This is a genomic window from Mesorhizobium sp. B2-3-15 (genome assembly GCF_006442875.1).
Taxonomy (GTDB): Bacteria; Pseudomonadota; Alphaproteobacteria; order Rhizobiales; family Rhizobiaceae; genus Mesorhizobium; species Mesorhizobium australicum.
Genome location: NZ_VFVO01000007.1, coordinates 333,093 through 347,748, shown reverse-complemented (window position 1 = coordinate 347,748; position 14,656 = coordinate 333,093). Strand labels below are relative to the sequence as shown.

Annotated in this window: 17 protein-coding genes; 6 read left to right on the top strand and 11 right to left on the bottom strand. The window is 63.4% G+C overall.

Annotated elements, in window-relative coordinates; all coding sequences use genetic code 11:
• Position 1 precedes the first annotated feature (1 nt).
• Both FJ954_RS17060 and FJ954_RS17055 read right to left on the bottom strand, forming a co-directional pair.
• Positions 2 to 982 (bottom strand): DUF3592 domain-containing protein, encoded by a 981-nt coding sequence (locus FJ954_RS17060; RefSeq protein ID WP_246681079.1) that lies wholly within the window; start codon positions 980 to 982, stop codon positions 2 to 4.
• A 142-nt stretch (positions 983 to 1,124) separates the two neighbouring features.
• On the bottom strand, positions 1,125 to 1,577 hold the full coding sequence (locus tag FJ954_RS17055) for a lysozyme inhibitor LprI family protein (RefSeq protein WP_140662060.1): 453 nt from the start codon (positions 1,575 to 1,577) through the stop codon (positions 1,125 to 1,127).
• 149 nt (positions 1,578 to 1,726) lie between these two features.
• Between FJ954_RS17055 and FJ954_RS17050 the strand changes: the two genes are divergently transcribed.
• A complete protein-coding gene (locus FJ954_RS17050; protein ID WP_140662059.1) occupies positions 1,727 to 1,915 on the top strand; it encodes a hypothetical protein in 189 nt (62 codons plus the stop codon).
• Positions 1,916 to 1,951: 36 nt separating this feature from the next.
• Here FJ954_RS17050 and FJ954_RS17045 read toward each other — a convergent pair whose 3' ends face one another.
• Entirely contained in the window at positions 1,952 to 3,025 is a 1,074-nt protein-coding gene (locus FJ954_RS17045; protein WP_140662058.1) for a GH25 family lysozyme, read from the bottom strand.
• Between the two features lie 334 nt (positions 3,026 to 3,359).
• On the opposite strand from FJ954_RS17045, the gene FJ954_RS17040 reads away from it, so the two are divergent.
• Positions 3,360 to 3,992: a DedA family protein gene (locus tag FJ954_RS17040; RefSeq protein WP_281407725.1), complete on the top strand. Its 633-nt coding sequence runs from the start codon at positions 3,360 to 3,362 to the stop codon at positions 3,990 to 3,992.
• A gap of 28 nt (positions 3,993 to 4,020) precedes the next feature.
• Here FJ954_RS17040 and FJ954_RS17035 read toward each other — a convergent pair whose 3' ends face one another.
• The 5 genes from FJ954_RS17035 to FJ954_RS17015 all read right to left on the bottom strand — a co-directional run bounded on the left by FJ954_RS17035 (position 4,021) and on the right by FJ954_RS17015 (position 7,506).
• Complete coding sequence (locus FJ954_RS17035; protein ID WP_140662056.1) at positions 4,021 to 4,812, bottom strand: phosphodiester glycosidase family protein; 792 nt, start codon at positions 4,810 to 4,812, stop codon at positions 4,021 to 4,023.
• A 111-nt stretch (positions 4,813 to 4,923) separates the two neighbouring features.
• A complete protein-coding gene (locus FJ954_RS17030) occupies positions 4,924 to 5,550 on the bottom strand; it encodes a transglutaminase-like cysteine peptidase (RefSeq protein ID WP_015318098.1) in 627 nt (208 codons plus the stop codon).
• A 145-nt stretch (positions 5,551 to 5,695) separates the two neighbouring features.
• Positions 5,696 to 6,568 (bottom strand): undecaprenyl-diphosphate phosphatase, encoded by an 873-nt coding sequence (locus tag FJ954_RS17025; RefSeq protein ID WP_140662055.1) that lies wholly within the window; start codon positions 6,566 to 6,568, stop codon positions 5,696 to 5,698.
• 194 nt (positions 6,569 to 6,762) lie between these two features.
• Entirely contained in the window at positions 6,763 to 6,960 is a 198-nt protein-coding gene (locus FJ954_RS17020; RefSeq protein WP_140662054.1) for a hypothetical protein, read from the bottom strand.
• 150 nt (positions 6,961 to 7,110) lie between these two features.
• Positions 7,111 to 7,506 carry a GFA family protein gene (locus FJ954_RS17015; RefSeq protein ID WP_140662053.1) on the bottom strand — a complete coding sequence of 132 codons (396 nt, stop codon included), beginning with the start codon at positions 7,504 to 7,506 and terminating at the stop codon, positions 7,111 to 7,113.
• Positions 7,507 to 7,620: 114 nt separating this feature from the next.
• Between FJ954_RS17015 and FJ954_RS17010 the strand changes: the two genes are divergently transcribed.
• Positions 7,621 to 8,649, top strand: a complete 1,029-nt coding sequence (locus FJ954_RS17010) for a 2OG-Fe(II) oxygenase family protein (protein WP_140662052.1) — start codon at positions 7,621 to 7,623, stop codon at positions 8,647 to 8,649.
• A 49-nt stretch (positions 8,650 to 8,698) separates the two neighbouring features.
• Here the strand turns inward: FJ954_RS17010 and FJ954_RS17005 are convergent, their stop codons facing one another.
• From FJ954_RS17005 to FJ954_RS16995, 3 genes are all read right to left on the bottom strand, one after another.
• The gene (locus FJ954_RS17005; RefSeq protein ID WP_140662051.1) at positions 8,699 to 9,655 is read right to left on the bottom strand and encodes an alpha/beta hydrolase; all 957 of its coding nucleotides are present in this window, start codon (positions 9,653 to 9,655) and stop codon (positions 8,699 to 8,701) included.
• A 25-nt stretch (positions 9,656 to 9,680) separates the two neighbouring features.
• A complete protein-coding gene (locus tag FJ954_RS17000; RefSeq protein WP_140662050.1) occupies positions 9,681 to 10,166 on the bottom strand; it encodes an SRPBCC family protein in 486 nt (161 codons plus the stop codon).
• 118 nt (positions 10,167 to 10,284) lie between these two features.
• Positions 10,285 to 10,533 (bottom strand): ParB N-terminal domain-containing protein, encoded by a 249-nt coding sequence (locus FJ954_RS16995; protein ID WP_140617245.1) that lies wholly within the window; start codon positions 10,531 to 10,533, stop codon positions 10,285 to 10,287.
• A 156-nt stretch (positions 10,534 to 10,689) separates the two neighbouring features.
• Between FJ954_RS16995 and FJ954_RS16990 the strand changes: the two genes are divergently transcribed.
• The 3 genes from FJ954_RS16990 to FJ954_RS16980 are packed head-to-tail and all read left to right on the top strand — an operon-like array spanning position 10,690 to position 14,652.
• On the top strand, positions 10,690 to 12,330 hold the full coding sequence (locus tag FJ954_RS16990) for a N,N-dimethylformamidase beta subunit family domain-containing protein (protein WP_181177837.1): 1,641 nt from the start codon (positions 10,690 to 10,692) through the stop codon (positions 12,328 to 12,330).
• 1 nt (position 12,331) lies between these two features.
• Entirely contained in the window at positions 12,332 to 13,717 is a 1,386-nt protein-coding gene (locus FJ954_RS16985) for an aspartate aminotransferase family protein (RefSeq protein ID WP_140662049.1), read from the top strand.
• A 5-nt stretch (positions 13,718 to 13,722) separates the two neighbouring features.
• Positions 13,723 to 14,652 carry a 3-keto-5-aminohexanoate cleavage protein gene (locus FJ954_RS16980; RefSeq protein ID WP_140662048.1) on the top strand — a complete coding sequence of 310 codons (930 nt, stop codon included), beginning with the start codon at positions 13,723 to 13,725 and terminating at the stop codon, positions 14,650 to 14,652.
• Positions 14,653 to 14,656: the final 4 nt, after the last annotated feature.

Below are 14,656 nucleotides of genomic sequence, written 5' to 3'. Positions count from 1 at the left end.
CTCAGACCAACCCGACCAGCAAGGCCGCGCCGCCGAGAAAGCCTGCCGAGCAGACCCACAGCAGCCATAGCCCACGCACCCGGCATTCGAGCACCGCCGAGGCGGGGTTGGCGGGGTCATAGCGCACGTCGACCTTGCTGCCCTGGACATAGCGCCGCGCCTGACCGCCGACGAGGCCGGGCAGCGAGGCCGTCACGCTGGCGCCGAAAGCGACGCGATCGGCGCTGTAGCGCTGTCCGGCGACACCATAGCTGTAGACGATGCGGGACTTGAACACCGTACGCCAGGGCCGGTACCCACCGCCCTCAAACCGGTCGCGGGTCTTGATTGCCTGTAGGCCGGACGCATCGATACGGCCGGCGGCGGTCGGCCATGTTGCCGCCTGCCCGGCCATCGATCTTTGGGCAAAGCCCATGCGCAGCACAAAAAGCCCCATGAACAGCAGGAATGCCGCCGCACCAAGGTTCCGCGGCTTGGGCAGATGCGGCCCGATAGCCTCCAGCACGCCACCGACCGAAAACACCAACACCAGCGCACCAACCACGAGCCCCGCCGAAAGCTGGACCATGAACTTGAAGGCGCCGTCCGGCATGGTGCGCTCGATCACGGCCTTGCCCGGGCTGGACGGGTCATAGAACACGGTTACCGCCGCGCCACGCGGAAACCGCGCAAGGGTTTCCGCGACTTCGAAATTTCCGAGGTTCTCCTGCACGCTGTAGTGCGAGCTTTGAAATGTCTTGCCGCCCACCTTGTACTCATAGGTGATGGCCGGAAAATTGCGGATTTCGGTCGAGGTGCTGCTCTCCGAGCCAGTACCCGAGCTTGTCACCTCGCGCGCCTCGACGCGCGACGAGACGATCTTTCCAGGCGTCGGCAACCAGCGGCTGGCCGCCTTGACCTCGAGCCATTTCAGGAAGGTGACGATCGACAGCATGCCGGCGACCGCGCAGGCAAAGCCGACCAACAGAAACTTGAGCTCCAACTCGTCCCCCCGACGACTAGAGTGCGGCAGCACGCATATAGACAGCATGGCGAGGGCAATGTCTCGTCTATTCGCAAGATCAGGAAATGACCGCCGGCAAGGTTCAATGCTGTCGCGTGGCTATGGGAGCGGCGACCAGCCGCTATTCGGCATCCTCTATTGCCATGACACGAACATAGCCCTCCAGCTGAAGGGCGCGATCCCGGATGATGTTGGTGGCGTCGGCTGCCTGCATGGGCACGTACATCGTGCCTTGCCTTGTTTCATAGAGAGCGCCCCGGGTCTTCGCCTCGCTGTCGCGGAACGCCAGCCAGGCGCGTTGTGACAGGCGAAGATTTTGCGCTGCCTGGCGCGGTAATTTGCGCAGGAGTGTCGCATAGGCGGCATTCATGCGGCGATCGTAGTCGCTTGATGCCGTGGCCTCGCAGTCGGTTTGGCCTGCTGTAGAGCCATTGGCTGGATCATCCAGGCAGCGGTCGAGCGTATCGGCGGTGGCGTCTTGCAGACCCGCGGCCATCGGGCTCGCGGGCAACAGCAATGTCAGCAGGCAGACCAGTGCCCCACCGAGCCGAAGCCTCACACCGATGTTCTCCATCTTGCCTCCGAGGACGTATCCGAAGCACGGTGGGAACCGCGCCAGGAACTGGTGGCCAACGCGGCGGGCCATCCGCACGATGACGTGATAAAAGGGATGGTCGATCCGATCGGACGGAGATCCAGGAGACAACAGCCGGGACGATGCGCATGAGCGAACAAACCGAAGATGACACCGATATACTGAACCAGCTCGCCTATGTCAGGGCCGATCCGACCCAGCACGACACGCTGACCCTTCTCGCCATGATCGATGCCGCGATCGCCGAGATCATGGGCTTGAGGGCGCGGCTGCGGTTGAGCGAGGAAAAGAACGGCGGGAGCAACCAGTTCCAATAGGTGGACAGGACGAGCGCCGACGCGAAAGCATGGGTTCTAATCCGCGTCGGCCATCACCGCCCGACCTCCGCCGCCGGCCCAGGCGCGCCATTGCCGCTCATCGCCATGGAAGACGTTGAGATCGATGCGGCCGGTCACGCCATGCGACAGGCCGGAGCCGGAATACTGCCAGAACAGCCATTTGCGATCGGGATAGACCTTTGACGGATGCCGGGCCACGGCGCGCAGCCAGAACGGGTAATCCGGGAATGCGCCCTGGAGGTTGTCGCGATAGAAATCGGGCGCCGTGTAGATGATCGGCCGCTGGCCGTAATGGCGCTCCAGCTTGTCCATGAACACCTGCATCTTCTCCAGCACCTTTTCGCGCGACGGGCGCCGCTGGCAGCTGGAGTCGCCGTTCCACTCGACGTCGATCACCGGCGGCAGCGCGCCGTCGACCTTCGGCACGTTGCGGATGAACCAGTCGGCCTGCTCGCCGGCGGTGCGGCACCAGTAGAAGAAATGATAGGCACCGCGCTTCAGGCCCGCCGCGTCGGCATCACGCCAGTTCTTCATAAACAGGGGGTCGAGGTGGTCGCCGCCGTCGGTCGCCTTGATGTAGGCGAAGTTGGCGCCCTGGGCGCGCAGCTTCTCCCAGTTGACGTTGCCTTGCCAGCGCGACACGTCCACCCCGTGCACGGCAAGGTGACGGGGCGACGAGCGGCCGAAATTGATCGGCTTGGCATCGCGGAAGCCATAACGCGTGACCGGGCCGGCCAGCATGGACGGTGCCGCCCGCGACAACAGCTTCGGCGGCGACACCAGGGCTGCCTCCTCGATCGGCGGCTCGACGCTGTCGGGCAGTTCGGGTGCGGGAAACGCCACCGTCTCTTCCTCGGCAAGGCCATAAGGCCGAGCGGTGGTATCCTCTGCCGCAGCCTCAATCCGCTTGCGCGCCGCGTCTGCCCTGGCCATCGGAACGGACGCGATTGGCGCGCTTGGACGCACCACCGAACTGGTGACTTCATTGGACGGCTTCTGCATGTCGAGCGCATCCATGCCCGATGTCGACGAACAGCCGGCAAGGCACAGCGATGCGATCACGAAACTCACGACGCCTGGTAACCGCATCTGGACCTGTACTCGAACACAACAGACCGAAGGCGACGGCCGACGGACAACCAGACGAGTTATGAACGAGAAATTACCAATAAAGTTTGAATCAAGTTTTTTACCATAGCTGTGGCCGCGTTCCGACAGTCGTCGGCAGCGGCCCGGCCAAGCCTTGACAGGGCCATCATGTGGCTGTTGAGAACGGGGGTGCGGCGCGGCCGCCCTTGCCAGCGCCAAGGGCCGCAAGCTGCCGGTCGAGAATTATTACGGCTGGCTCGTCGACGGCAAGCTCGACGAACTCAGGAGCTTGCTCGACAGGGCAGCTGAGGAACACTTTCAACACGGAGCTTGCGTGCAGTCGTTCATCGACCAGAGCGTGTGTTTCATCGAGAACCATCAGGCCTGGGCGGGTCTCGTGGTCGGGTTGCTGGCCTTCGGCGAGTCGCTGGTGCTGGTCGGCATCCTGTTGCCTGGCACCACGGTACTGATTATCGTCGGCGGACTGGTGGGCGCCGGTATCGTCCAGCCCCTGCCCGTTCTCCTCGCCGCGATGTTCGGCGCGGCGCTTGGCGACACCATCTCCTATTTCCTCGGCAAATGGCTGGGGCGTGGCGTCGTCCACAAATGGCCGCTCAACCGCTATCGCCGCGAGACCGCCAGGGCGCGCCTGTTCTTCCACCGCTACGGTGTCGCCGCCGTTTTCGTCGGCCGCTTCTTCGGTCCGGTGCGTGCCACCGTGCCGCTGGTCGCCGGCATGATGGGCATGAACAGGCGACGCTTCCAGGTCGCCAATATCCTGTCGGCGATCATCTGGGCGCCGGTCGTGCTGTCGCCTGGATGGCTGGTGGCGAAAGGAGCCGACAATCTGCCCGAACTCGACGCGACCAGCCTGTTCGGCCTGGCGGTGATCGCGGCCATGGTGGTGGCGATCATCGTCGCCGTGCTTGTCGTCAGACTGCGCGGCAGGCGCAATGGAGGGATTTAGTGCGTCTCGCGACTGAGGGCGCCGTGCATCAGCCGCGCTTCCTGAAGACGCCGATCATCGGCCCCAGATTCCAGTAGTCGTCGTTGCGGCCGATGGCCGGGGCGAGCAGGCTCGATATCGTGCCGTCGAGAAAGAGCGCGTTGTCGCAGCCGAGCGCGTCGCGAAACAGGCGAGCGAAGGCATGGAACGTCACCGTGCCGTTCGAGATGGCAAAGACGGCAACACCGTCCTTTCGCACTCCGACGCCGTCGCGGCTCTTGCGCGAGGTGCCGTCGACCTGGAATTTCGGGTGAAGCTGGCCGTCGATCACCAGCATTGGCCCTGATTGTGTCGCATAGTCGGTGGCTGGCCGCTGCCTGACGAAGTCCTTGGTCGCCCGCACCACGGCCTTGCCGCGGCTGATATAGAAGATGCCATTCGGCTGCAGCGAAAAATTGCCGCTTCCCGATCCCGTTTTCACACCGGCCATTTCCTGGCCGCGTTCGACGTAAAGGCCGACCGGCCTGAGATCGGGGTGGTACATGCCGGCATTGATGGCAAACAGCATGGTCCGGCCCGCCATGCGCTGGGCGTTGTCGAGATTGTGCAGCGACTGAAAAGGCTTGCCTGCCGGGTCTTTCCAGAACAGTTCGATCGAATAGAGCTTCGGATCGACCTCGCAGACGAGGAAGCTCGTAGCCTCGAAGGAGATGTCGCGGCACGGCGGCACCGAAGCGAACCACTGGCCGAATGCCGCTGTCGTGGCGACCGCGTACGGCAACGCGGCCTTGAACAAGCTCAGCAGCAAGGGCGCCGAATAAAGGACGGTCAAAAAATCCATGCGCGTTCCGGATTGCCATTCCAACGAACTGTCGTGGATAGCACCGCTTGCCGGCACGATGAAGGATTTGCTGAAAGAAGTATGGATTATAACCCGGACTTCGGGCAGCGATTATTTGACCGCGCTGACCAGCTTCTCCTCGCCGGCAAGAATGGAGACCCAGCGCCCGGTATTGTCGCTCGCCTGTCTTTTGAGATAGCGATACGGGGTCTGGTTCCAGAGGCGAACCTTGTCGACGAGATTGTCGAGGATGAAGTCGCCCTTGTCGGTGCGCACCGTCAGCACGGCATGGCCTTCGCCGTCCGGCTTGCGAACCACCGTCATCAGGAGATTGGCTATGGCGATGCCCAGGCTGTTGAGCTCACGCCGCTTTTCCAGCGCGTAATCCTCGCAATCGCCGAAGCCATTGTCCGGATAGGCCCACCATTCCTCCTTGCCGTAATTGTCCATGTCGCTCATCGGCTTGACGCGCGCGTTGACCGAGAGGTTTACGGCGCTGATCTCCCGCAACAGCTTGCCAGTCATCTGTTCCGGCTCGCTGTCGGATGAACGGATCGAGCACTCGGCGGCATGAATCTTGCAAAAATCATAGTGGCCAATCGGCTGGGACGTCGAGCCGCCGATAGCCATGGAAACGGGAGCCGTGTAAGCGGAATTCGCCGCCGAACAGAAAGCAATCAGGGCAATCGCAAGCCCCAGCCCCTTCGCCTTCCGGCGCCAACCCATCGAGGATGCCATCCGGCCCCGCCCATCTGTTTTGTTAACAGAACGTTAAGGGCGGTTATATCCCGAAGTCAACCAAACCGGCCGATCACATCTTTGAGGGACGCCGCATGCCCTTCGAGGGTTGCAGCAGCGCAACACCGAGGTTCGGGCTAGGGAGCTAGACGAGCCATCCCATCGCCACACCCAGCAGCAGGACGACGCCAAGCAGGCCACGGTAGATGACAAAGGGCCAGGCGGAGAAGCGTTCCAGAACACGCATCAGGCCCCAAATGGCGAAGAAGGCCGAAATCGAGGCGACGAGCAGCCCCAGGCCAAGAACCGACCATCCATGGGCATCGAGATGCACCTTGTGCAGTTCCCACAATTCCTTGAGGCCGGCGAGCGCGATGGCCGGCAGCCCGAGCAGGAACGAAAAGCGTGCCGCCTCGGCCCGCTTGAAGCCGAGCCCCAGTGCCGCCGTCAGCGTCGAGCCGGAGCGAGAGACGCCCGGGATCAGCGCGCCGACCTGGGCGACACCGACAAGAAGCGCGTCGGCGAGCGACGCTTCGCCGATGGTGCGCTTGTGGCGGGCGAAAATCTCGGCCAGGGCCAGCAGGATCGCCATGGCTATGCAGGCCCAGCCAATCACGCTCAGGCTGCGCAGCGGCGAATTGCAGGCGTTGAGAACACCCGAAAGTACCACGCCGGCGATGACGATTGGGATCGTCGCCAGCACGATCCAGGAAGCCAGCTGGAAATGCCGATCGGCGAAATCGCGCCGTGTGAGAGCGTCGATCGAACCGAACAGGAGATCCCTGACATCGCCCCAGAAATAGCTGACCACGGCGGCAAGGGCGGCAAGCTGCATGGCGGCGGAGAAGGCGGAACCCGGATCCTGCCAGCCAAGCACCGCCGGCACGATGCGCATATGGGCGGTCGAGGAAATCGGCAGCAGTTCGGTGATGCCTTGCACCAGGCCGAGGAACGCGACCTTGGCAAATCCAAGGCCGACAAAGCCCGTGTCGACGCCTTGCGTGCAGATATCAGCCATGTCGGGTTCCATCTGGGAGAGATCGGAGTTGCGAAGGCACCATCGGAGGAGATCGGTGCCCGGCAAGGCATACCGTCATGCGGCGGATAATCAATTTACGGATTTGTAAGCTGGCGTCGCCGCCTCGGACGCGCACGGTTCAAACCGGCCCGAAGGGCCGGCGATGCTCCCATGGGTGGAGGTTGGCAAGACGACTACGGGCAAAGCCAAAGTTTCTGGCAGGTCCTGGCAATAACATGCGCGGGCGGCACGACAGGCTCCCCTGCGGAGGGCCGGCGAGCCCGCTCGAGCAGCATGCGCACCTGTTCCGGGCGCACACGGTCACGTTCCATCACGAGCAGGACCATAGGATCGCTCAAAAGCTCGTCCAGGGTGCTGATGCTGTCGTTCATCCGTCGTCTCCTCGAATGCCGGGCCCGCGACGCTTAGATAGGGAGACAAAGATGGCCCGCCAATGACGCTTTGCCGGCTATCACGTGTCTCTTTGGATTAATTTTGGTCATCCTGGGGCACGTCCTTTCCCTTCGCGGGGAAGAAGGAAGCTAGGCCGGCGGAGCGCCTTCAAATTGCGGCAGGCCGTCATCCAGCATCACCCAGGGCTGTTTCGAGACGGTCCAGATGTGCATCTGGGGCCTGAACAGCGACGGGTCGTCAAGCGACCCGGTCGTCACGCCGATGATGCCGGCGGAATCGCGCCGCGAAAACAGGGGCGTGCCGCAGGCCGGACAAAACCCGCGCTTGAGGTCCGGCGAGGTGTTGACCGTGGCCGACGGGCCGTCGACCGTCACATCGTCGATGCGGAAAAGAACACGCGCATTGAACGCCGCGCCGATCGCCTTCTGGCAAAGCCGGCAATGGCAGATGCGCTCGTTGATGGGGGCGGCATCGGTGCGATAGCGCACGGCCCTGCACAGGCATCCGCCTTCGTATTTTGCCATCGCCTGGATCCATTGGTGGAGTGAACAGGCGGCAAAAGTACCGGCGAGGTCGATTGGGTCAATTGAAAAGCTTTGATACAAGGTGATCGATTATCGTGATGCAGCAGGATTGTCATGACACCCGACATCGAAACGATCGGCATCGCGGCCCTGTTCGGGTCGCCCTCGCCCGCGCGCGACCGCGCCGACGCTGAGATCATGGCCGCGGCGGCCGGCATCGGCTTCCTGGCGGTCCGGGATTTTCCCGGCGATGACTGGCTGACGCCCGACAAGCGCGCGCAATTGCTGCGCATCTTCGCGCTTCCTGACGCCGAGAAGCAGGAATTGCTGCGCTGGAATTTCGATCACACCAAGAAAAATTTCTACCGCGGCTGGTTTCCGCTGCAGCCGCAAGCCGTTTCCTACAAGGAAGGCATCGACATGGGGCCGGACCTTGCCGATGCGGCGCGAGTCACGGCTTCCGACGATCCTTTGTGCGAGCCGACACCGTTGCCGGACGAGAATGCCCTGCCCGGCTGGCGCGCTGCCGCAGCCGACTACTATCGCGTGATGGAAACGGTCGGCACCATGCTGATGCGGTCGATCGCCCGCGGGCTTGGCCTGCCTGAGATGACCTTCGATACCTATTTCGACGGTGGCATCTCGACGCTGCGCCTGATCCGCTATCCGCTGCGCGATCCCAATGCCGGCGTCGACACCAGCGGACCGGAGTATTCGGTGACCCACAAAGGCGAGACGCGCACCATCATCGGCCGCGAACATGCCGATTCAGGCTTCGTCACCTTGCTGGCGCAGGACGGCGTCGAAGGCTTGCAGGCGAAGAACCTCGCCGGCGAATGGATCGACGTGCCTCCAGCCGATGGCACGCTGGCGGTCAATTTCGGCCAATTGCTTGAACGCTGGACCGGCGGCCGCGTGCGGGCGACACGGCACCGGGTCATTGCGCCAAAAACGGTGCGGTTCTCGATCCCGTTCTTCCACGAGCCACGCGTCGACGCGGAAATCTCGCCTTTACCGCTGGACGGCGCCGAACGCTTCGCGCCGTTTCTTTACGGCGACTATCTCTGGGAGTCGGCGACGAACTTCGTCGAAATGAGCGGCATCAAGGATCTGAGGCAGCCGCGCCGGGCCAAGGCTTCCTGAACAGCACGCCGGCTGTCTCGCTGGGGACGGCCGGCGGAGAAGGCAGGGGTCATTCGGCTTCGCCGACCACCTCGTCCCAGCTCTTCACCCTGGTCTCGCCGTCGAGGAACGGCAGTGCGGCGGCCGTCAGTTCCGGAGCGAAGAAGACATCGTAGTGGGTGCGGTTGGGCAGGATGGCCAGCCGGTTCCGCGACAGGTTCTCCCGCATCCAGCCGGCATCCTTCAGGCCGCCGCCGAGCATCTGGTAGAACTTGATCTCGTGCTCGGGCTTGTACATGTCGCTGTCGCCATAGGCGAGCATCACGGGCATCTTCAGCTTGGGAACGTCGGCCGAGAAGTCGTAGTTCTGGCGCATGAAATTGCCGAGCGCGTCGAGCAGTTTCGGGAAGTCCTCCGGATGCGGGGCGACGGCGACGTAGGACTTGTACATCGGCGTGTCTTTCATATACGCCGCGGCGGCGGCACTCACCTGTGCCTGCTGCGGACGCATCTCGTCGTAGAAGCCGTCGGCGGCATAACCGGTCGAAACAAGGACCAGCCGGCGCACGGCCTCGGGATGCTGGACCGCCATGCGGAAGGCAACCCCGCCGCCCAGCGAATAGCCCATGACATCGACCTTGTCGTAGCCGAGTGTCTTGACGATACCAGCCATGTCGTCGCCGATCGCCTGCAGGCTGAATGGCCGGTCCCCAAGCGCGGTGCGGCCATGCCCCTGCAGGTCGACCCCGATGACGGTGCGGTTTTCGGTAAGCTTGGGCAGGATCGGCGCGAACATGTCGGTGGAACCGAGGCCGCCATGCAGCAGAAGCAGCGGCTCACCCTTGCCATAGACGGCGTAATAGTAATTCACGCCATTGATCGGCAGCAGGCCGGACTTTTGTGGCTTCGGCAGTGTTTTCGTTTCGGTCGTCATGGCAGGCTTTGTCTCCTCTGCATTGATGTTGCCCAGGCAAGCGAGAAACGCAGCGGCCGAGGCAAAAATGGCAAAAATCAGAACTTTGGACATATCGAACTCCTCCGGTGTGGCTCTGTCAGAGCGTCCTGGCGAGATCTTCGAGCTGAACGGCGCACTGGGCCCAACCGGTGTGAAAGCCCATCGCCTCGTGCTGCTCGCGGTCGGCGACGCTCCAATGCCGGACGCGCGCGATGTAGCGGGTCTTGCCCTCGCCCTCGTCCTCGAAGGTCAGTACGACTGTCATGAACGGTTTTTCCGATGGCACCCATGACTGGGTATAAGCATCGGTCAAGACGATCTTCTCGCCGGGAACGACCTCGAGGAAGACGCCGGGGTTGGGGAACTCGTTGCCGTCGGGCCCTGCCATGACGACTAGGCTGTTGCCACCGGTGCGCACATCCATCTCGGCACGCGGCGTCGTCCACGGCTTTGGCGCGAACCATTGCCTGATCAATTTCGGTTCGGTCCAGCAGCGATAGACGTCCCCGCGCGGTGCATCGATGATGCGGGCGAGAACCAGTTCGCGGTCGTCGGCGGGGGCGATGTCGAGCTTGGTGGCCACGGTGGTCTCCTCGGTTTGATCTGGCTTCCGTCCCAAGGACGAGCCGACGCAAAGCAAACCGACATCGCCCGCGAAAAATTCTGGAAACGCAGGTTGAAAACCGTGAGCGGAGCACGTGTCAGTGCCGCTTGGCTTGCACCAGGTAGGCGTCGATTACGGTCTCGCCCAGCCATTTGGCGGCTTCGAGCCGGTGCAGGCCTTCGACAAGTATGTGCCGCTTGCCATCGTGGCGGACCTGGATCGGCGTCTTCATGCCGTTCTCGAGTATGTCCTCGGCCAGATGCCGGACGGTCTCGGGGTGCAGCGTCTTCTTCCGCGCCGTGGGCACGTAGATGTCGTCGACCTTGACCTGTTGAACCCTGAGCATGCCCTGTCCCCATGGCGGAACTGCCGCCGTCTTACTGAGATAGTCGGTTTGGCGAAGGCGGCCAAGGGCGCGGCTAACGAATGCTGGCATGATCGTTTCCATTTGACGCCTGGCGGGCGGATCGCCGAAATGGCGCCTCAGATGGGCCAGGGCTTCATGATCAATCTGCCGACCGAATTCCCCGATTTCGGGCTGACAGCCGAGCAGCGCCGCCACGCGGTGCGCGGCCACTATTACGAGTGGCCAGGCATGGATGGCGAGCGCGGCGAAATCTGGTGCTACGGCGACCGGTTTTCCTATCGCGCCGGTGAGACAGTTACGCTGCACGTCAGCTCGACCGCTCCGTCCTTCGGCATAAGGATCATCCGCGACGGCGGCACCGAAACGAGAGTATTCGAGAAATCGGGCATTGCGGCGCATTGGCAGGACAGTCCGGAGCAGTGCTCGATCGAAGGCTGCGGCTGGGAAGCCTCCTTCGAATTTCGCGTGGAGAGCGACTGGCCCTCCGGCGCCTACCTGATAACGCTGACCGCCGACGGACGCGACGGCAAGCCGATCCAAAGTCACCACATTTTCATCGTCTCTCCCCAGCCTGGCAAGAAACCTGGCCGTGTGCTGCAGGTGGCGGCGACGGGCACCTGGCTTGCCTACAACACCTGGGGCGGCTCCAACCATTATCAGGGCATCACCGGGCCCAACCGCGACCAGTACTCGCCCATCGTGTCGACGCAGCGCCCCTGGTGTCGCGGCTTCGTCGTGCTGCCCCGGGACGCACCGCGCGTGCCGTTGGAGGTCGCGGTGCCGCCGAAGACCGTGCCGCGCTATCCGCACATGGAATGGGCGCTCGCCACCGGCCATTCGAAGAAATACGCCTCGTCGGGCTGGGCCAGCTATGACAGCCATTTTTTTCGCTTCGCCGAACGATCAGGCTACGGCGTCGACCTCGCCAGTCAGCATGACCTCCACTTCTCGCCCGAGATTCTCGACGGGTACGACTGCGCGGTCTTCGTCGGCCATGACGAATATTGGACTTGGGACATGCGCGACGCGGTCGACTTCTATGTCGAACGCGGCGGCCATGCGGCGCGATTCGCCGGCAATTTCATGTGGCAGACACGGCTGGAGGATGAAGGCCACCGGCAGGTCTGCTACAAATACCGGGCCCGCGCCGAGGACCCTGTCTATCGCGGCGGCGACGTGACCCGCGCCACCAACTCCTGGGAGGCGCCCGAGATCGGCCGGCCGGGTTCGGCGACCTTCGGACTTAATGCAACACGGGGCGTCTATGCCGGCTGGGGTGGCTGCGCGCCACGCGGCGTACGCGGCTTTCCGGTCTATCGGCCGGAGCACTGGGCCTTTACCGGCACCGGCGTCTACTATGGCGACCTGCTCGGCGCCGACAGCCATGTCTATGGCTATGAGGTCGACGGGCTCGATTTCGAGATCCGCGGCGGGCTGCCCTACCCCACGCCGGACAGCGGCGCGCCGGACGGCCTGCAAGTGCTGGCCGTCGGCATGGCCAGCCAGGTCGAGGAAAGCGCCGACATTCCGATCGAGGACCAGTTCCTAACCGACGAGGATGGCCGCTTCACCGCCGAGACCTTGTTTGGCGAGGCAAGCGACGCCAATCTCGAAAAGGTCAAACGCGGCAATGGCATGATCGTCAACTTCCCGCGCGGCAAGGGCGAGGTGTTCCATGCCGGAAGCTGCGAATGGGTCGCCGGCCTGCTAAGACAAGACCCGATGGTCGAACGGGTCACCCAGAATGTCCTCGACCGCTATCTCGGAAAGTCCTGACATGTCGAAAGCCCAGACCGCCGTTCAAGACACTGATGCCCGGCGCCAATCGCATTTGTTCTACCTCTCCAGCCTGCGCCGGCCGCTGATCGACCGCACCGAAGGCATTTACATGTGGACGCAGGACGGTCGCCGTTTCATCGACGGATCGAGCGGCCCGATGGTCGCCAATATCGGCCACTCCAACCGCAATGTGCTCGATGCGATGAAGCGGCAAATGGACCGCGCCACCTTCGCCTACCGGCTGCATTTCGAGAACGAGCCGGCGGAAGAACTGGCGCGCGAACTGGCTGGAAAGTTGCCGGAAGGCATGGACCGCATCTTTTTCGTGTCCGGCGGCTCGGAAGCGACGGAATCCTGCATCAAGCTGGCGCGGCAATGGGCTGTGGCCACCGGCCAGGCCAGCCGCTGGAAGGTGATCACGCGGTTTCCTTCCTACCACGGCGGCACGCTCGGTTCGCTTTCGATCACCGGCGACGACGCGTTGGCCGAAACTTTTACGCCGATGATGCGGGTGATGCCGACCGTGCCGGCACCGACCGCCTGGCGCGACCGCGACAATCTCTCGATGGAGCAGCGTGGCGTCCGCTACGCCGACATGCTGGAGGAGAAGATCCTCGCCGAAGGTCCCGAGAGCGTCGTCGCCTTCATCATGGAGCCGATCGGGGGTGCTGCAACCGCGGCCCTGGTGGCACCCGACAGCTATTATGCGCGCATCCGCGAAATCTGCGATCGCCACGGCATCCTGCTCATCCACGACGAGGTGATGAGCGGTGCCGGCCGCACCGGCAAATTCCTCGGCGGCGACCACTGGAACTGCAAGCCTGATATCGTCGCGCTGTCGAAGGGGCTCGGCTCGGGCTATGCGCCGCTCGGCGCGCTGGCCGCACCGATGCGACTGGTCCAGCCGCTGCTCGCTTCCGGCGGCTTCCAGCATGGCCACACCTATGCCGGCAATCCGCTCGCCTGCGCCGCCGGGCTTGCAGTGCTGGGCGAAATGGACCGGCTCGACCTGATTGCCAATGCGGCTGCCATGGGCGACGTGCTGATGGACGGATTGAAGGCGCTTGCGAAGCGGTTCCCGTTCATTGCCGATGTGCGTGGCAAAGGGCTGCTTACGGGCGCCGAAATGGTCGCCGATCCCGATACGCTGAAACCGATCGAGCAGAGCAAAAAAGCCACGCAGCGCCTGCTCGATCTCGCCTATGACCGCGGGCTGATCATTTATGGCCGCAGGGTCAAGGGTGGCGTCGACGGCGACAATTTCATGGTCGCGCCGCCGATGATCGTCACCGGCGAGCAGGTCGGCGAGATCATCTCCATCATCGGCGACTCGCTTGAGGTTCTGGCGGGCGAATTCGACCTGCCGGTCGAAGGCCGGGGGTAGCGGAGATGGCGCCGCGAAAAGTCATCATCACCTGCGCCGTTACAGGCTCGGTACACACGCCGTCGATGTCGCCCTATCTGCCGGTGACGCCGGACCAGATCGCCGCGGACGCTATCGCCGCGGCCGAGGCCGGCGCCTCGATCCTGCATCTGCACGCCCGCGATCCCAAAGATGGCCGCCCGACCGCCGATCCCGAAGTGTTCATGCAGTTCCTGCCGCGCATCAAGCAGACGACCGATGCGGTGATCAACATCACGACAGGCGGCTCCTCGCTGATGACGCTGGACCAGCGGCTGGCGGCGCCGCTTCGGGCCCAGCCCGAAATGTGCTCGCTCAATATGGGCTCGATGAATTTCGCGCTGTTCCCTATGCTCGACAAGCCAAGGGAATGGCTGCACGAGTGGGAACCGAAGCTGCTCGAGGCCACCCGCGACACTATCTTCAAGAACACCTTCGCCGACATGGAAGGCGTGATCGAGCGGCTGGGCAAGGGCTGCGGCACCCGCTTCGAGTTCGAGTGCTACGATGTCGGCCACCTCTATTCGCTGGCGCATTTCCGCGACCGGGGGCTGGTTTCGGGGCCGCTGTTCATCCAATTCGTGCTGGGCATCCTGGGCGGCATCGGCGCCGACCCGGACAACCTCATCCATATGAAGCGCATCGCCGACAAATTGTTCGGCGACAGCTACCAGTTTTCGGTGCTGGCCGCCGGCCGCAACCAGATGCCGCTGATCTCGATCGCCGCAGCCATGGGCGGCAATGTGCGGGTCGGACTTGAGGACAGCCTCTATGATGGCCGCCAGCTGGCGAAGTCCAACGCCGACCAGGTGCGGCGCATCCGTGGCATTCTCGATGGACTGTCGCTGGAGGTCGCCACGCCGGCCGAAGCGCGCGACATGCTGGCGCTCAAGGGCGGCGACAGGGTGGCTTTTTGACGAG